Origin of the sequence: Roseibium sp. FZY0029 (assembly GCF_036350355.1) — a bacterium.
Classification (GTDB): Bacteria; Pseudomonadota; Alphaproteobacteria; order Rhizobiales; family Stappiaceae; genus Roseibium.
In genome coordinates this window covers 59,024-77,544 of sequence record NZ_JAZDVZ010000002.1, presented here as the reverse complement: position 1 = coordinate 77,544, position 18,521 = coordinate 59,024, and the positions used below count along the sequence as shown (strand labels likewise).

Here is an 18,521-nt window from a genome sequence, read left to right as displayed (position 1 = left end):
GTGGAAGGTTCTGGAGCTCTTCGCCGGGTTCCGCAAAAGAGCCGGACCACCAACTCCCAAGCAGCCGGAGAGCCATCCGGCTGTGTATGACTGGAGAGAAACATGGCGAAAAAAATTGAAGGTTTCCTGAAACTTCAGGTGCCGGCAGGTTCCGCTACTCCGTCGCCGCCCATTGGTCCGGCGCTCGGCCAGCGTGGTCTGAACATCATGGAATTCTGCAAGGCGTTCAATGCCGCTACGCAGGATGCTGAAAAGGGCGCTCCGTGCCCGACCGTGATTACTTACTACTCCGACAAGTCCTTCACGTTCGAAGTGAAGACGGCTCCGGTCAGCTTCTTCCTGAAGAAAGCTGCGAAGCTGCAGAAGGGTTCCCAGACCCCGGGCCGTGGCACGGTTGGTTCTGTGACCAAGGCTCAGGTGAAGGAAATCGCCGAAGCCAAGATGAAGGACCTGAACGCCAACGACGTCGAAGCAGCGATGCTGATGGTCGAAGGCTCCGCCCGGTCCATGGGCCTCGAGGTAACGGAGTAAGATCATGGCGAAGGTTGGAAAGCGTATCAAATCAGCGCGTGAAGGTATCGACCGCAACAAGCTGTATTCCCTGAACGAAGCCATCGGCCTCGTGAAGGACCGTTCCAAGACCAAGTTCGACGAAACCGTTGAAGTTGCGATCAATCTCGGTGTTGACCCGCGCCATGCAGACCAGATGGTCCGCGGCGTGTGCATCCTGCCGAACGGCACCGGCAAGACCGTTCGTGTTGCCGTGTTCGCACGTGGCGACAAGGCCGAGGAAGCCAAGGCAGCTGGTGCCGATATCGTCGGTGCTGAAGAGCTGGTTCAGGAAGTTCAGGGCGGCAAGATCGACTTCGATCGCTGCATTGCAACTCCGGACATGATGCCGCTCGTCGGCCGTCTCGGCAAGGTTCTGGGCCCGCGCGGCCTGATGCCGAACCCGAAAGTCGGTACCGTGACCCCGGACGTTAAGTCCGCCGTCAACGATGCCAAGGGTGGTGCTGTTCAGTTCCGCGTCGAAAAGGCCGGTATCGTTCATGCCGGCGTCGGCAAGGTGTCCTTCTCCGAAGAAGCGATCACCGAAAACGTCAAGGCTCTGCTGGACGCCGTCCAGAAGGCCAAGCCGTCCGGCGCAAAAGGCACCTACCTGAAGCGCATTGCCGTGTCCTCCACGATGGGCCCGGGCGTAAAGGTCGACCTCGCCACTGTTGCTGGCGAATAATCCGGACTTTCCGGATTGATACGATATTTCGGCTGAAAGGCCGAATAGACCCGGCGGCTTGCTGCCGGGTTGCCCTGTCCGAGACTGCAGGTGCCGGGAAACCGGCTTAAGCCGAACAAGGCCTGCATAGATGGGTGAGAACCGATTTTACCACCGATCCGGTGGCAAACCTGGTTCGAACCAGACCTTGCCGGGCGCCTCAGGGCGCGCAGGTGAGGGGACAGGACCCTGAGCGTCGCCAGGAGAGGCGGTTCCGGGTTCGGGACCAACCGCCAGGCGGCAAGGTAAACCGGCGGCGTCACAGCCGCCAAATGGAGAAGGCAAGTGGAAAGAGCGGAAAAGCACGAGTTCGTGTCGGCCCTCAACGCCGAGCTGGGTAACACCGGTGTTGTCGTCGTCGCGCACTATGCAGGCCTTTCGGTAGCTCAGATGACCGCATTGCGGTCGTCCGTGCGCGAAGCCGGCGGCACTGTAAAAGTCGCAAAAAACCGCCTTGTCAAACTCGCCCTTCAAGGCACCGACCTTGAGCACATCTCCGACCTGTTTCAGGGCCCGACCGTTATCGTCCATTCCGACGATCCGGTAGCCGCTCCGAAAGCAGCCGTCGATTTCGCCAAGGCAAACGATAAGTTTGAAATCCTTGGTGGTGCTCTTGGCTCGACCAACCTGAACCCGGATGGGGTCAAGTCTCTGGCAACCATGCCGTCGCTCGATGAGCTGCGTGCGAAACTGGTTGGCATGATCCAGACCCCGGCTTCCCGGATTGCACAGGTTGTCAATGCTCCGGCCGGGCAGCTTGCCCGCGTCTTCGGCGCTTACGCCAAGAAGGACGAGGCCGCATAAGGCGTCCAAAACACACTGTCTCACGTAACCAAAACTGGTTCGAACTTAAGGTACTGAAAAATGGCTGATCTTGAAAAGCTCGTTGACGAACTGTCCGCACTGACCGTGATGGAAGCTGCTGAACTCAGCAAGCTTCTGGAAGAAAAGTGGGGCGTTTCTGCTGCTGCTCCGGTCGCAGTTGCTGCCGTTGCTGCTGGTGGTGGCGATGCAGCTGCTGCTGAAGAAAAGACCGAATTTGACGTGATCCTGGCTTCTGCCGGCGACAAGAAAATCAACGTCATCAAGGAAGTCCGCGCAATCACCGGTCTTGGCCTGAAAGAAGCTAAGGAGCTCGTCGAAGGCGCTCCGAAGCCGGTCAAGGAAGGCGTTGGCAAAGACGAAGCAGAAGAGCTGAAGAAGAAGCTCGAAGAAGCTGGCGCATCTGTCGAGCTGAAGTAATAAAGGCCTTACGGCCTTTTGAACGGTCCCGGGTAACCGGGACCGTTACTAGCCCCGGCGGGATTTTCCCGTTTCCGGGGCAAACGTACCACTAGGGCATCCTGCTTTCGCAAGACGGCAGACCAAGATGTTCTAGGCCCCTAAGACCGGTCAACTTGTCTGGTTTCAGGTGAGGGCACCTGAAGCAGGTTGATCCAGGGGGGACGGTTTTCCGAAGCGCCCGGGCGCTCGCCCGATTGGAAAAGGGGCGTTTCGGGAAGCCGTTACCCGGCCGATACGAGGAGCGACAATGACCCAAACGTTCAACGGTCGCAAAAAGGTCCGTAAATATTTCGGATCGATCCGCGATGTCGCGGCTATGCCTAATCTCATCGAGGTTCAAAAAGCATCCTATGACCAGTTTCTGCAGGTCGATGAGATGCCGGGCGGTGGCCGCAAGAATGAAGGCCTTGAAGCGGTCTTCCAGTCCGTATTTCCGATCTCCGATTTTGCGGGCACTTCCCTTCTGGAATTTGTTTCCTACGAATTTGAAGCTCCAAAATACGACGTCGATGAGTGCCGCCAGCGCGACATGACCTTTGCAGCACCGCTGAAGGTCACCCTGCGCCTGATCGTATTCGACGTTGATGAAGATACCGGTGCGAAGTCCGTCAAAGACATCAAGGAACAGGATGTCTACATGGGCGACATGCCGTTCATGACCGACAACGGCACCTTCATCGTCAACGGCACCGAGCGCGTCATCGTTTCCCAGATGCACCGTTCTCCTGGTGTGTTCTTCGACCATGACAAGGGCAAGACCCATTCTTCCGGCAAGCTGCTGTTCGCAGCCCGCGTGATCCCGTATCGCGGTTCCTGGCTCGACATTGAGTTCGACGCCAAGGACATCGTGCATGCGCGTATCGACCGCCGCCGCAAGATCCCGGTCACGTCCCTGCTGATGGCGCTTGGCCTCGATGGTGAGGAAATCCTCAACACGTTCTACAAGCGCATCGATTACACCCGTCAGAAGGATGGGTCCTGGCGTATGCCGTTCGATGGCGCCCGGTTGAAGGGCACCAAGGCGTCCTACGACCTGATCGACGCCGACAGCGGTGAAGTGGTGATCGAAGGTGGCCGCAAGATCACCCAGCGCACCATCAAGCAGCTCGAGGAAAAGGGCGTCACTGCTCTGAAAGTCACCGACGAAGACCTTCATGGCCAGTATCTGGCTGAAGACATCGTCGACATGAAGAGCGGCGAGATCTATGCCGAAGCAGGCGACGAAATTTCCGGCAAGCTGCTGGAAGAGCTGGTCGATCGCGGCTACCACGATCTGACGATGCTCGACATCGATCACGTCAATACCGGTCCTTACATCCGCAACACGCTGTCGGTCGACAAGAACGAATCTCGTGAGGATGCGCTGTTCGACATCTACCGCGTGATGCGTCCGGGCGAGCCGCCCACCATCGACACTGCCGAAGCGATGTTCCAGTCGCTCTTCTTCGATGAAGAGCGTTATGATCTGTCCGCCGTTGGCCGCGTGAAGATGAACATGCGTCTCGACGTTGAGTGCGAAGACACCGTCCGTACGCTGCGCAAGGACGACATTCTTGAAGTCATCCGCGTTCTTCTGGAACTGCGTGACGGCAAGGGCGAAATCGACGACATCGACAACCTCGGCAACCGCCGTGTTCGTTCTGTCGGCGAGCTGATGGAAAATCAGTACCGCGTCGGACTTCTGCGTATGGAACGCGCGATCAAGGAACGCATGAGCTCGGTCGAAATCGACACGGTCATGCCGCAGGATCTGATCAACGCGAAGCCGGCAGCCGCTGCCGTTCGTGAATTCTTCGGCTCCTCGCAGCTGTCTCAGTTCATGGACCAGACCAACCCGCTGTCGGAAGTCACCCACAAGCGCCGCCTTTCGGCTCTTGGGCCGGGCGGTCTGACCCGCGAACGCGCAGGCTTTGAAGTCCGCGATGTTCACCCGACGCACTATGGCCGTATCTGCCCGATTGAAACGCCGGAAGGCCCGAACATCGGTCTGATCAACTCGCTGGCGACCTTTGCCCGTGTGAACAAGTACGGCTTCATCGAAAGCCCGTACCGGAAGGTAAAAGACGGCACCGTTACCAACGAAGTCGTCTATCTTTCTGCCATGGAAGAAGCCAAGCACTACGTGGCGCAGTCCAACGCCGTCTATGACGACGAAGGCCGGTTCACGGAAGAGCTGATCACCTGTCGTCACGCCGGTGAAAACATGATGGTTCCGTCCGACAAGGTCGACCTCATGGACGTTTCGCCGAAGCAGCTCGTGTCCGTCGCGGCCGCGCTCATCCCGTTCCTGGAGAACGATGACGCCAACCGCGCTCTGATGGGCTCGAACATGCAGCGTCAGGCTGTTCCACTGGTTCGTGCCGAGGCACCGTTCGTCGGTACCGGCATGGAGCCGATCGTGGCCCGCGATTCCGGTGCCGCCATCGGTGCTCGCCGCGGAGGTGTCGTCGATCAGGTGGATGCGACCCGTATCGTTATCCGCGCGACCGAAGACCTCGATCCGGGCAAGTCCGGTGTCGACATCTACCGTCTGCAGAAGTTCCAGCGGTCCAACCAGAACACCTGCATCAACCAGCGTCCGCTGGTGCGTGTCGGTGACCGGATCCACAAGGGCGACATCATCGCCGACGGTCCGTCGACCGATCTTGGCGATCTGGCGCTCGGCCGGAACGTGCTCGTCGCGTTCATGCCCTGGAACGGCTACAACTTCGAGGATTCCATCCTCCTGTCCGAACGGATCGTCTCCGACGACGTGTTCACCTCCATCCACCTCGAGGAATTCGAAGTGATGGCGCGCGACACCAAGCTTGGACCGGAAGAAATCACGCGCGACATTCCGAACGTTTCGGAAGAAGCGCTGAAGAACCTCGATGAAGCCGGTATCGTCTACATCGGTGCCGAACTGAACCCGGGCGATATCCTGGTCGGCAAGATCACGCCGAAGGGCGAAAGCCCGATGACGCCGGAAGAAAAGCTTCTGCGCGCCATCTTCGGTGAAAAGGCGTCCGACGTTCGCGACACCTCCCTGCGTCTGCCGCCGGGGGTTTCGGGTACCGTTGTCGAAGTGCGCGTCTTCAACCGCCACGGCGTTGAAAAAGACGAACGCGCGATGGCGATCGAGCGTGAGGAAATCGAGCGTCTTGCAAAAGACCGCGACGACGAACAGGCGATCCTCGACCGCAACGTCTATGGCCGTCTGGCCGAGATGCTGATGGACAAGACCGCCATTGCCGGCCCGAAGGGCTTCAAGAAGGACACAGTACTGACCGGGGACGTTCTCAACGACTTCCCGCGCTCGCAGTGGTGGCAGTTCGCCACCGATGATGAGAAGTTCATGTCCGAAATCGAAGCTCTGCGCGGTCAGTATGACGACAGCCGCAAGCGTCTCGAGCAGCGTTTCATCGACAAGGTCGAGAAACTGCAGCGCGGTGACGAACTGCCGCCGGGCGTCATGAAGATGGTCAAGGTTTTCGTTGCCGTGAAGCGCAAGCTTCAGCCGGGCGACAAGATGGCTGGCCGTCACGGCAACAAGGGCGTGGTCTCCAAGATCAACCCGTGCGAAGACATGCCTTTCCTGGAAGACGGCACGCATGTCGATATCGTTTTGAACCCGCTCGGCGTTCCGTCGCGCATGAACGTCGGTCAGATCCTTGAAACCCACCTGGGTTGGGCCTGCCGCGGCATGGGTAACCGGATCGGCGAAATGTACGATGAGTACAGGAAGTCGGGCGAGATCGAGCAACTGCGCGGCAAGATCGTCGAGATCTACGGCGACAACATGAAGGGCGACAACGTCAAGGAATACGATGACGAAGGTATCGTACGCCTGGCAGAGCAGCTGAAGAAAGGCGTCAGCATCGCGACGCCGGTCTTCGATGGTGCTCGTGAACCCGATGTCGTCGAGGCGCTCAACATCGCCGGCTATGATCCGAGCGGCCAGTCCGTTTTGTACGATGGCCGGACCGGTGAAGAGTTCGACCGCAAGGTGACCGTGGGCTACATCTACATGCTGAAGCTCCACCACCTGGTCGACGACAAGATCCATGCCCGTTCGATTGGCCCGTACTCGCTCGTCACCCAGCAGCCGCTCGGTGGTAAGGCACAGTTCGGTGGCCAGCGCTTCGGGGAAATGGAGGTCTGGGCGCTTGAAGCTTACGGTGCGGCCTACACGCTGCAGGAAATGCTTACCGTCAAATCGGATGACGTCGCCGGTCGTACGAAGGTCTATGAGGCCATCGTTCGCGGTGACGACACCTTCGAGGCGGGCATTCCGGAAAGCTTCAACGTGCTTGTGAAGGAAATGCGGTCCCTGGGTCTCAACGTTGAACTGCAACGAACCGATGTCCCCGTGATCGGCGAGGAAGAAACTGCGGACGCCGCAGAATAACCCCGCCAACGGACCACAAATGACTTGGAATGCCGGTTGCGGGGAGGGGCGCAAGAGCTCGCTCCCCCCACCGCGCATCGAAGGAGATGGATCATGAATCATGAGGTCATGAACCTGTTCAATCAGCAGGCTCCCGCACAGACCTTCGACAATATCCGGATTTCGCTTGCGAGCCCGGAAAAGATCTTGTCCTGGTCTTTCGGCGAAATCAAAAAGCCGGAGACCATCAACTACCGTACGTTCAAGCCTGAACGCGACGGTCTGTTCTGCGCGCGTATCTTTGGCCCGATCAAGGACTACGAATGTCTTTGCGGCAAATATAAGCGCATGAAATACAAAGGCGTTATCTGCGAAAAGTGTGGCGTTGAAGTCACCCTGTCGCGGGTTCGCCGTGAACGCATGGGCCACATCGAACTGGCTGCGCCTGTCGCGCACATCTGGTTCCTGAAGTCTCTGCCGAGCCGTATCGGCCTTCTGCTCGACATGACGCTGAAGGATCTGGAACGGGTTCTGTATTTCGAGAACTATGTGGTTCTCGAGCCGGGCCTGACCCCGCTCAAGCAGCACCAGCTTCTGTCGGAAGAAGACTTCATCGCCGCTCAGGACGAGTATGGCGAAGATGCCTTCACCGCGATGATCGGTGCTGAAGCGATCCGCGAGATCCTGATGAGCATGGATCTGGAGCGTGAGAGCGAGAAGCTGCGTCAGGAGATCGCCGAGGCGACCACCGAACTGAAGCCGAAGAAGCTTGCCAAGCGTCTGAAGGTCATCGAAGCATTCATGGAATCGGGCAACCGCCCGGAATGGATGATCATGACCGTCGTTCCGGTGATCCCGCCGGATCTGCGTCCGCTGGTTCCGCTCGACGGCGGCCGGTTCGCGACGTCCGATCTGAACGATCTCTATCGGCGCGTGATCAACCGCAACAACCGTCTGCGCCGTCTCATGGAACTGCGTGCTCCGGATATCATCATCCGGAACGAAAAGCGCATGCTTCAGGAATCCGTTGACGCCCTGTTCGACAACGGCCGCCGTGGCCGCGTCATCACCGGCGCCAACAAGCGTCCGCTGAAGTCGCTGTCCGACATGCTGAAGGGCAAGCAGGGCCGGTTCCGTCAGAACCTGCTCGGCAAACGCGTCGACTATTCCGGCCGTTCGGTTATTACCGTGGGTCCGGAACTGAAGCTGCACCAGTGCGGCTTGCCGAAGAAGATGGCGCTTGAGCTGTTCAAGCCGTTCATCTATTCGCGCCTCGACGCCAAGGGGTTCTCCTCGACCGTCAAGCAGGCCAAGAAGCTGGTTGAAAAGGAACGTCCGGAAGTCTGGGACATCCTCGACGAAGTCATCCGTGAGCACCCGGTTCTGCTGAACCGCGCGCCGACGCTGCACCGTCTTGGCATTCAGGCATTCGAACCGACCCTGATCGAAGGCAAGGCCATCCAGCTGCACCCGCTCGTCTGCTCGGCCTTCAACGCCGACTTCGACGGTGACCAGATGGCTGTTCACGTGCCGCTTTCGCTGGAAGCCCAGCTCGAAGCACGTACGCTGATGATGTCGACCAACAACATTCTGCACCCGGCAAACGGTGGCCCGATCATCGTTCCGTCGCAGGATATCGTTCTGGGTCTCTACTATCTGTCCATCATGGCAGAAGGTGAGCCGGGCGAAGGCATGGTCTTCGGCAACACGGGTGAGATCCACCACGCGCTTGCCAACAAGGTCATCACGCTGCACACCAAGATCAAGGGCCGTTTCCGCTCCATCGATGCCGATGGAAACGAGACCTCCGAGATCAACGAGACCACTCCGGGCCGCATGCTTATCGCGGAGCTTCTGCCGAAGCACCACGAAGTGCCGTTCGAGGTCTGCAACAAGCTGATGACCAAGAAGGACATCTCCAAGATGATCGACACGGTTTACCGTGCCTGCGGTCAGAAGGAGACGGTTATCTTCTGTGACCGGATCATGCAGCTTGGCTTCAAGAACGCCTGTAACGCCGGCATCTCCTTCGGCATGGACGACATGGTCATCCCGGATACCAAGCAGAAGCTGGTGGCCGAGACTTCGTCGCTCGCAACCGAATACGAGCAGCAGTACAACGACGGTCTGATCACCCAGGGCGAAAAGTACAACAAGGTTGTCGACGCCTGGGCGAAATGTACCGACAAGATCGCTGACGAGATGATGGCTCGCATCAAGGCGGTCCAGATCGATGAGGAGACCGGACGCCAGAAGCCGATGAACTCGGTTTACATGATGTCCCACTCCGGTGCCCGTGGTTCGCCCCAGCAGATGAAGCAGCTGGCCGGCATGCGTGGCCTTATGGCCAAGCCGGACGGTTCCATCATCGAGAACCCGATCATCTCGAACTTCAAGGAAGGCCTGTCGGTTCTGGAGTACTTCAACTCCACTCACGGTGCCCGTAAGGGTCTGGCCGATACCGCTCTGAAGACCGCGAACTCCGGTTACCTGACCCGCCGTCTGGTGGACGTTGCCCAGGACTCCATTATCCTGGAACCGGATTGCGGATCCACGCGCGGCATCACCGTTGCACCGATCGTCGATGCCGGTAACGTCATCGCCTCGCTCGGCATGCGCGTTCTGGGCCGTACGACCGCGGAAGATGTCTACAACAACCAGACCGGCGAACTGCTTGTCCCCAAGGGCACGCTGATCGACGAGAAGGACGTTGATGCCATCGAGGCAGCCAAGGTTCAGCAGATCAAGATCCGTTCGGTTCTGACCTGTGAAACCGAGACCGGCGTGTGTGCAACCTGCTACGGCCGTGACCTTGCTCGCGGTACGCCCGTGAACATGGGTGAAGCTGTCGGTGTCATCGCCGCACAGTCCATCGGTGAGCCGGGCACGCAGCTGACCATGCGTACCTTCCACATCGGTGGTACCGCACAGGTGGTCGACAGCTCGTTCATCGAGTCCAACGTCGACGGCACGGTCAAGATCCGGAACCGGTCTGTCAATCGCGACAGCGACGGCAACCTGATCGCCATGGTGCGCAACATGTCCATCGTTGTCATCGACAGCGACGGCAACGAACGTGCCGTGCATCGTGTGGCCTATGGTTCGAAGCTGCATGTCGATGAGGGCGATGCGGTCAAGCGCGGTCAGCGGATTGCCGAATGGGATCCGTATACCCGTCCGATGCTTGCAGAAGTCGACGGTATCGTGGACTTCGAGGATCTGGTTGATGGTGCGTCCGTTCAGGAAACGGCCGACGAGGCAACCGGTATCACCAAGCGTGTCGTCATTGACTGGCGCTCTTCCCAGCGTGGTCAGGATCTGAAGCCGGCTATCGTCATCAAGGACGAAAAAGGCAGCATTTCCAAGACTGACCGTGGGTCTGATGCCCGCCTGATGCTTTCCGTGGACGCGGTTCTCTCCGTCCAGCCGGGGGCTTCGGTAAAGGCTGGTGACGTTCTGGCTCGTATCCCGCTGGAAAGCGCCAAGACCAAGGACATCACCGGTGGTCTGCCGCGTGTTGCGGAACTGTTCGAAGCTCGCCGTCCGAAGGATCATGCGATCATCGCCGAAATCGATGGTACGATCCGCTTCGGCCGCGACTACAAGAACAAGCGCCGTGTCATCATCGAGCCGGCGGAAGAAGGTGTCGAGCCCGTCGAATACCTCATCCCGAAAGGCAAGCACTTCCATCTTCAGGAAGGCGACGCCATCGAAAAGGGTGAGTACATTCTCGACGGTAACCCGGCTCCGCACGACATCCTGGCCGTTAAAGGCGTTGAGGCCCTGGCGGCTTACCTCGTCAACGAAATCCAGGAAGTCTACCGTCTGCAGGGCGTGACCATCAACGACAAGCACATTGAAGTGATTGTCCGCCAGATGCTGCAGAAGGTCGAAATCACCGATCCGGGCGACACGGAGTTCTTCGCAGGCGAACAGATCGACAAGATCGACTTCGAGGAAGCCAACCGCCGGGCGATCGACAATGCACGCGATCCTGCCAAGGGGACGCCGGTTCTGCTCGGCATCACCAAGGCGTCGCTGCAGACGCGGTCGTTCTTCTCCGCCGCCTCCTTCCAGGAGACGACGCGCGTTCTTACCGACGCGGCCGTCAACGGCAAGACCGACCCGCTGGTCGGCCTCAAGGAGAACGTCATCGTGGGTCGTCTGATCCCGGCCGGTACCGGTGGGGTGATGAAGCGGATCCGTCAGATCGCGACACATCGCGACGACCTGATCCAGGAAGCACAGCGTCAGCAGTCTTCGGACAGCGCAGCGGAAGGCCTTCTGGAAGATATGACCGGCGCAGCCGAATAACCGGTTTGCCGTATAGCTATCGAAAGGCCGCCTTCGGGCGGCCTTTCTTGTATAATGAGGCAAAAGAGGCCTGATCTTATGAACGACAATGAACTTGAACTGGATCCGGTGGTCTACATCGTCATCGGCAGGGTCTGGGAAAACGAAGAGGCTTTGCCGGACGATGCCATCACCATTCACGCGCTGCTGACTGCGCCCGATGATGACGATGCGGTCCGCAAGACGCTTGAGGCTCTTTCTGCCCAGGGCTTTGCGGAAGCCGAACTCGATCAGATCGGTGTGATGGATGGTGAACCGGACGACCCGGTTTACGAAGGGGCCTATCAGGATGCTCTTTCCGGGAACGTTGCCATCGTGACGTTCACGGCCTGACCCGCAGAAAAGCGCCTGGTCTCTAGTCTGCCCGCGAAATACCTGCCGTGCGTTTGACGCATAGCGGAGGTGAGGGGGGGGGAGGCGGCATGCGAATCCCGGCCGCCTTCCTGGTGGGCGTGTCTGGAATCAGCCGGTGAATCAACGGGCTAAAGTGCCAGGCAAAACGGGAACATGGGATCAAGTGACCCGATTTGACTCATTCCAGTCAGACTTGATTCAGAATTCCGCCGGTTTGCGGAATCGAGTCACGCAACAAAATTACCAAAATTCGGCAGAAAAAGATCGGATTACGCCGATAAGTGGCGGAATTCGTTTCGGAAATTCAGATGGCTAAGCTGAAACCCGCACAAACGCTGTTTTTTCGACAAAGCACTTGACGCAATGGGTGCATATGAGTAGTTTCCGCGCATCCCAAGGGCAGGCGGTAAGTGTGAACCCGTCCAGCGCCACCAAGGCGCAGGACCCAGTCCTCTTAAACGCTGCCGGGCTATATAGGCGAATACGCGTCGATTGCATGACCGCGGGGCAACTCGTGGTCCTCTGGTTTTTCGCAGCGCCTGCCGCTCTTCACTGAGCGCGCGGGCGCGATTTTGCATGTCTTTACGGGTCAAGCCGGAAAGGCCTCAAAGTCAGCGGGGGACTGCAGTTGCATACGAATTTTTGGATGGACAAGGTAAAGGGCAAAGAATGCCGACCATCAACCAGTTGATCCGCAAGCCGCGGAAAGATCCGCCGAAGCGGAACAAGGTGCCGGCCATGGAGGCCTGCCCCCAGAAGCGTGGTGTTTGCACCCGCGTTTACACGACGACGCCGAAGAAGCCGAACTCGGCTCTGCGTAAGGTGGCCAAGATCCGCCTGACCAACGGCTTCGAAGTCATTGGCTACATCCCGGGTGAAGGTCACAACCTTCAGGAACACTCGGTGGTGATGATCCGCGGCGGCCGCGTAAAGGATTTGCCGGGTGTGCGCTACCACATCATCCGTGGTGTGCTCGATACCCAGGGCGTCAAGGATCGTAAGCAGCGCCGTTCGAAGTACGGCGCGAAGCGGCCGAAGTAAGGAGCACATCAGATGTCCCGTCGTCACCGCGCTGAAAAACGCGAAATTAACCCGGATCCGAAATTCGGGGATATCGTCGTCACGAAGTTCATGAACTCCATCATGTACGACGGTAAGAAGTCGACTGCAGAACGCATCGTCTACGGTGCTTTCGACGTCGTCGAAAACAAGACCCGCGAGAACCCGATCGAAGTGTTCCACGCAGCTCTTGAGAACGTCATGCCGCAAGTGGAAGTTCGTTCCCGCCGTGTTGGTGGTGCGACCTACCAGGTTCCGGTCGAGGTTCGTGCCGACCGCCGTCAGGCGCTGGCAATTCGCTGGCTGATCACTGCGGCTCGCAATCGCAACGAAACCACGATGGTTGACCGTCTTTCCGGCGAGCTGCTCGATGCAGCAAACAACCGTGGTACCGCAGTCAAGAAGCGCGAAGACACGCACCGGATGGCAGACGCCAACCGCGCATTCTCGCACTATCGCTGGTAATCTGGACTTCGAAGGGCTGACGCAATGGCGCGCACGCATAAAATCGAGGACTACCGCAACTTCGGCATCATGGCTCACATCGATGCTGGCAAGACCACCACGACCGAGCGGATCCTCTTCTACACTGGTAAGAGCCACAAGATCGGCGAAGTTCATGACGGCGCAGCCACCATGGACTGGATGGAGCAGGAGCAGGAGCGTGGCATCACGATCACCTCTGCTGCGACCACCGCTTTCTGGAAAGAAAAGCGCCTGAACATCATCGACACCCCGGGCCACGTTGACTTCACCATTGAAGTTGAACGCTCCCTGCGCGTGCTCGACGGTGCCGTCGCCCTTCTGGACGCAAACGCTGGCGTTGAGCCGCAGACGGAAACTGTTTGGCGTCAGGCCGACAAGTATCACGTCCCGCGGATGATCTTCGTCAACAAGATGGACAAGCTGGGCGCCGATTTCGATCGCTGCGTCAAGATGATCAAGGATCGCCTCGGCGCTACTCCGCTGGTCATGCAGCTTCCTGTTGGCGCAGAAAACGACTTCGCTGGCTGTATCGACCTTCTGGAAATGAAGGCTCTGATCTGGCAGTCGGAAAACCTCGGCGCTGCCTGGGACGTTGTTGACATCCCGGCCGATCTTGCAGACCGCGCTCAGGAAGCTCGCGACGCTTTGATCGAAACCGTTGTCGAAGTCGATGAAGCTGTCATGGAAGCTTATCTGGAAGGCGAAGAGCCCTCCATTGAGACGCTCAAGAAGCTCATCCGCAAGGGCACGATCAGCACCGAGTTCGTTCCGGTTTTTTGCGGTTCCGCGTTCAAGAACAAAGGCGTTCAGCCGCTTCTCGACGCTGTTGTCGATTACCTGCCGAGCCCGGTCGAAGTGCCGGACATCAAAGGTATCGATCCGAAGACCGAATCCGAAATCACTCGCAAGTCTTCCGATGAAGAGCCGCTTGGCCTGCTGGCGTTCAAGATCGCCAACGACCCGTTTGTTGGTTCTTTGACGTTCTGCCGCATCTATTCCGGCGTTCTGAACAAGGGCGTGTCCCTTCTGAACACCGTGAAAGACAAGCGTGAGCGCGTCGGCCGGATGATGCAGATGCACTCCAACTCCCGCGAAGACATCGATGTAGCCTATGCAGGCGATATCGTTGCTATCGCTGGCCTGAAGGACACCACGACCGGCGACACCCTGTGTGATCCGCTGAAGCCGGTGATCCTGGAGCGCATGGAATTCCCGGAGCCGGTCATCGAGATCGCTGTCGAGCCGAAGACCAAAGGCGACCAGGAAAAGATGGGCCTCGCGCTCAACCGCCTGGCTGCAGAAGATCCGTCCTTCCGCGTCAAAACCGACGAAGAATCCGGTCAGACCATCATCGCCGGCATGGGCGAATTGCACCTGGACATCATCGTCGACCGCATGAAGCGCGAATTCAAGGTCGAAGCCAACATCGGTGCGCCGCAGGTGGCTTACCGCGAAACCATCACCAAGGTTGCTGAAGTGGATTACACCCACAAGAAGCAGTCCGGTGGTTCCGGTCAGTTCGCTCGCATCAAGCTGGTCATCGAGCCGGCCGAGCCGAACGAAGGCTATGTCTTCGAAAGCAAGATCGTTGGTGGTTCCGTTCCGAAGGAATACATCCCGGGCGTTACCAAAGGTATCGAAAGCGTCATGTCCTCCGGTCCGCTGGCAGGCTTCCCGATGCTCGATATCAAGGCAACCCTCATCGATGGTGCCTACCACGACGTTGACTCCTCGGTTCTCGCCTTCGAAATCGCCGGCCGTGCCGGTTTCCGCGAAGGTATTGCCAAGGCAGGCCCGAAACTGCTCGAGCCGATCATGAAGGTCGAGGTTGTCACTCCGGAAGACTACATGGGTGACGTTATTGGTGACTTGAACTCCCGCCGCGGCCAGATCGCCGGCACGGAGAACCGGGGCATCGTGACCGTTATCACCGCAATGGTTCCGCTGGCCAACATGTTTGGTTACGTGAACAACCTGCGTTCCATGTCTCAGGGCCGCGCACAGTACTCGATGGTGTTCGATCACTACGAGCAGGTGCCGCAGGCTGTCGCCGAAGAGGTTCAGGCGAAGTACGCCTGAGCCCATCCTCTTAACGTCAAGAAGAACTAGAGAAACGGAGTAATCCGATGGCGAAAGAAAAATTTGAGCGCAACAAGCCGCACGTTAACATTGGCACGATTGGCCACGTTGACCACGGCAAGACGACGCTGACCGCAGCAATCACCATGACGCTGGCCGAAACCGGCGGTGCGACTGCAAAAGCTTACGACGAAATCGACGGCGCGCCTGAAGAAAAGGCTCGCGGCATCACCATCTCCACGGCGCACGTTGAGTATGAGACGGAAAACCGTCACTACGCTCACGTCGACTGCCCTGGTCACGCCGACTACGTCAAGAACATGATCACCGGTGCAGCGCAGATGGACGGCGCGATCCTGGTGTGTTCTGCCGCTGACGGCCCGATGCCGCAGACCCGCGAACACATCCTCCTGGCTCGCCAGGTTGGTGTTCCGGCTCTGGTCGTGTTCATGAACAAGGTTGACCAGGTCGACGACGAAGAGCTTCTCGAGCTCGTCGAAATGGAAATCCGCGAACTGCTGTCTTCCTACGAATTCCCGGGCGACGACATTCCGATCGTCAAGGGTTCTGCGCTGGCAGCCGTTGAAAACCGCGATCCGGCCATCGGCCGCGATGCGATCCGTGAGCTGATGGCTCAGGTCGACGCCTACATCCCGACCCCGGAGCGTCCGAAGGACCTTCCGTTCCTGATGCCGATCGAAGACGTCTTCTCGATCTCCGGCCGTGGTACGGTTGTGACCGGTCGTGTCGAGCGCGGCATCGTCAAGGTTGGCGAAGAAGTCGAAATCGTCGGCATCAAGGACACGCAGAAGACCACGGTCACCGGCGTTGAAATGTTCCGCAAGCTGCTGGACAGCGGCGAAGCAGGCGACAACATCGGCGCTCTGATCCGCGGTATCGCACGTGAAGACGTTGAGCGTGGCCAGGTTCTTTGCAAGCCGGGTACTGTTACCCCGCACACGAAGTTCAAGGCCGAGGCTTACATCCTCACGAAAGAAGAAGGTGGTCGTCACACCCCGTTCTTCACCAACTACCGCCCGCAGTTCTACTTCCGTACGACGGACGTGACCGGTGTGGTGTCCCTGCCGGAAGGCACGGAAATGGTGATGCCGGGCGACAACGTCTCCGTCGAGGTTGAGCTGATCGTGCCGATCGCCATGGAAGAAGGCCTGCGCTTCGCTATCCGCGAAGGTGGCCGTACCGTCGGCGCCGGCGTCGTCGCATCCATCATCGAATAATCGACAGCCGGGCCTGCCGGTGATCTTGAAGTGAAACGCGGGCAGGCCCGCAGTCTTATTGGGAACAACAACAATGAACGGTCAGAATATCCGGATCCGCCTGAAGGCGTTTGACCACCGTATTCTCGACGCCTCCACCAAGGAGATCGTCAATACGGCCAAGCGGACCGGTGCTCAGGTACGGGGTCCCGTGCCGCTGCCGACGCGGATTGAGAAGTACACGGTGCTTCGCGGACCGCATATCGATAAGAAAAGCCGCGATCAGTTCGAGATGCGTACGCATAAGCGTCTTCTCGATATCGTTGATCCGACACCGCAGACGGTGGACGCGCTGATGAAGCTCGACCTCGCCGCTGGTGTCGACGTCGAGATCAAGCTCTAAGCCGGGTCGAAGGGGACACATCCATGCGTTCTGGAGTGATCGCTCAGAAAGTGGGCATGACCCGCATCTATAACGATGCAGGCGAGCATGTTCCGGTCACCGTTCTGCGGCTGGAAAATTGCCAGGTGGTAGCCCACCGGACTGACGAAAAAAATGGTTACACTGCACTGCAGCTCGGTGCGGGTACCCGTAAAGTAAAGAATACGCCGAAGGCACTGCGCGGCCACTTTGCTGTTGCAAAGGTCGAGCCGAAGCGGACCGTGGCCGAATTCCGCGTTTCCGCGGAAAACCTGATCGACGTTGGCGCGGAATTGACCGCTGACCATTACGTCGAAGGCCAGTTTGTCGACGTGACCGGCACTTCTATCGGTAAGGGTTTTGCCGGTGCCATGAAGCGTCACAACTTCGGTGGTGGCCGTGCATCGCACGGTAACTCGATCTCGCACCGTTCGCACGGTTCTACCGGTCAGTGTCAGGACCCGGGCCGCGTGTTCAAGGGCAAGAAAATGGCCGGTCACATGGGTGATGCCCGCGTGACCACGCAGAACCTCAAGGTTGTGCGCACTGATGTTGAGCGTGGCCTGATCATGGTCGAGGGCTCTGTTCCGGGCGCCAAGGGCGGCTGGATCCTGGTCCGCGACGCGATCAAAAAGGCGCTGCCGGAAAACGTTCCGGTTCCGGGTGCTTTCAAAGCAACCGAAGCGACTGCGGCCGCCGGGAAGGAGAGTGAGTGATGGAACTCCAGGTCAAGACCCTCGAAGGTGGGGCGGCCGGTTCGATCACGGTGTCTGACGAGATCTTCGGTCTCGAGCCGCGCACCGATTTGATCCACCGTGTGGTGCGTTGGCAGCTGGCCAAGCGCCAGGCAGGTACCCATAAGGCACTGGGCCGTTCGGAAGTTTCCGGCACGACGAAGAAATTCGTTCGCCAGAAGGGCTCCGGCGGCGCACGTCACGGCAACAAGAAGGCCCCGCAGTTCCGCGGTGGTGGTAAGGCTTTCGGCCCGATCGTTCGCGATCACAGCCATGACCTGCCGAAGAAGGTTCGCGCCCTCGGCCTGAAGCATGCGCTGTCGGCGAAAGCCAAGACAGACAGCATCGTTGTTGTCGAAGACGCGAAGGCAGCCGAAGCAAAGACCAAGGCGCTCAAGGCACAGCTCTCCAAGCTCGGCCTGACCAGCGCTCTGATCATTGACGGCGCCGAGGTCGATGCAAACTTTGCTCTGGCGTCCCGCAACATTCCGCATCTGGATGTGCTGCCGGTTCAGGGCATCAACGTTTACGACATCCTGCGTGCCAACACCCTGGTGTTGACGAAGGCTGCGGTGTCCGCACTTGAGGAGCGCTTTAAATGAGCAAACTTCCTCACTACGACAAAATCGTTGGCCCGGTGATCACCGAAAAGTCGACGATGGCTTCCGAAGAGAACAAGGTTGTCTTCAAAGTTGCCAATGACGCAACGAAGCCGGAAATCAAGGCCGCAGTCGAAGCACTGTTCGGTGTAAAGGTCACGGCAGTGAACACGCTCGTCCGCAAGGGCAAGGTCAAGCGCTTCCGCGGTCGCATCGGCCGGCAGTCCGACTACAAAAAGGCCGTCGTAACGCTGCAGGAAGGTCACGCAATCGACGTGACCACCGGGCTCTAAGAC

General features: G+C 58.7%; 15 protein-coding genes. All 15 read left to right on the top strand.

The annotated features are described in order from the left end of the window. The first annotated feature begins 102 nt into the window (after window positions 1-102). On the top strand, window positions 103-531 hold the full coding sequence (gene rplK / locus V1T76_RS04845; RefSeq protein ID WP_006936468.1) for a 50S ribosomal protein L11: 429 nt from the start codon (window positions 103-105) through the stop codon (window positions 529-531). A gap of 4 nt (window positions 532-535) precedes the next feature. After that, a complete protein-coding gene (gene rplA, locus V1T76_RS04840) occupies window positions 536-1,234 on the top strand; it encodes a 50S ribosomal protein L1 (protein ID WP_330559489.1) in 699 nt (232 codons plus the stop codon). 324 nt (window positions 1,235-1,558) lie between these two features. After that, a complete protein-coding gene (gene rplJ / locus V1T76_RS04835; RefSeq protein WP_330559488.1) occupies window positions 1,559-2,077 on the top strand; it encodes a 50S ribosomal protein L10 in 519 nt (172 codons plus the stop codon). Between the two features lie 60 nt (window positions 2,078-2,137). Next, entirely contained in the window at window positions 2,138-2,515 is a 378-nt protein-coding gene (gene rplL, locus V1T76_RS04830; protein ID WP_006936464.1) for a 50S ribosomal protein L7/L12, read from the top strand. A gap of 289 nt (window positions 2,516-2,804) precedes the next feature. Next, window positions 2,805-6,944 carry a DNA-directed RNA polymerase subunit beta gene (rpoB, locus tag V1T76_RS04825; protein WP_330559487.1) on the top strand — a complete coding sequence of 1,380 codons (4,140 nt, stop codon included), beginning with the start codon at window positions 2,805-2,807 and terminating at the stop codon, window positions 6,942-6,944. Between the two features lie 93 nt (window positions 6,945-7,037). Then, entirely contained in the window at window positions 7,038-11,237 is a 4,200-nt protein-coding gene (gene rpoC, locus V1T76_RS04820; protein ID WP_330559486.1) for a DNA-directed RNA polymerase subunit beta', read from the top strand. 78 nt (window positions 11,238-11,315) lie between these two features. Further along, a complete protein-coding gene (locus V1T76_RS04815) occupies window positions 11,316-11,609 on the top strand; it encodes a hypothetical protein (protein ID WP_006936461.1) in 294 nt (97 codons plus the stop codon). A 690-nt stretch (window positions 11,610-12,299) separates the two neighbouring features. Continuing rightward, window positions 12,300-12,671, top strand: a complete 372-nt coding sequence (gene rpsL / locus V1T76_RS04810; protein ID WP_006936459.1) for a 30S ribosomal protein S12 — start codon at window positions 12,300-12,302, stop codon at window positions 12,669-12,671. Window positions 12,672-12,683: 12 nt separating this feature from the next. Beyond that, window positions 12,684-13,154 (top strand): 30S ribosomal protein S7, encoded by a 471-nt coding sequence (gene rpsG, locus V1T76_RS04805; RefSeq protein ID WP_330559485.1) that lies wholly within the window; start codon window positions 12,684-12,686, stop codon window positions 13,152-13,154. Between the two features lie 24 nt (window positions 13,155-13,178). Beyond that, entirely contained in the window at window positions 13,179-15,254 is a 2,076-nt protein-coding gene (gene fusA / locus V1T76_RS04800; protein ID WP_330559484.1) for an elongation factor G, read from the top strand. A gap of 47 nt (window positions 15,255-15,301) precedes the next feature. Then, entirely contained in the window at window positions 15,302-16,492 is a 1,191-nt protein-coding gene (gene tuf, locus V1T76_RS04795) for an elongation factor Tu (RefSeq protein ID WP_006936456.1), read from the top strand. Between the two features lie 73 nt (window positions 16,493-16,565). Continuing rightward, window positions 16,566-16,874: a 30S ribosomal protein S10 gene (gene rpsJ, locus V1T76_RS04790; protein ID WP_006936455.1), complete on the top strand. Its 309-nt coding sequence runs from the start codon at window positions 16,566-16,568 to the stop codon at window positions 16,872-16,874. A 23-nt stretch (window positions 16,875-16,897) separates the two neighbouring features. Then, entirely contained in the window at window positions 16,898-17,608 is a 711-nt protein-coding gene (gene rplC / locus V1T76_RS04785; protein WP_031268311.1) for a 50S ribosomal protein L3, read from the top strand. Next, entirely contained in the window at window positions 17,608-18,228 is a 621-nt protein-coding gene (rplD, locus tag V1T76_RS04780) for a 50S ribosomal protein L4 (protein ID WP_330559483.1), read from the top strand. Before rplC ends, rplD begins: the two co-directional genes overlap by 1 nt. Further along, window positions 18,225-18,518 carry a 50S ribosomal protein L23 gene (locus V1T76_RS04775; RefSeq protein WP_006936452.1) on the top strand — a complete coding sequence of 98 codons (294 nt, stop codon included), beginning with the start codon at window positions 18,225-18,227 and terminating at the stop codon, window positions 18,516-18,518. Before rplD ends, V1T76_RS04775 begins: the two co-directional genes overlap by 4 nt. Window positions 18,519-18,521: the final 3 nt, after the last annotated feature.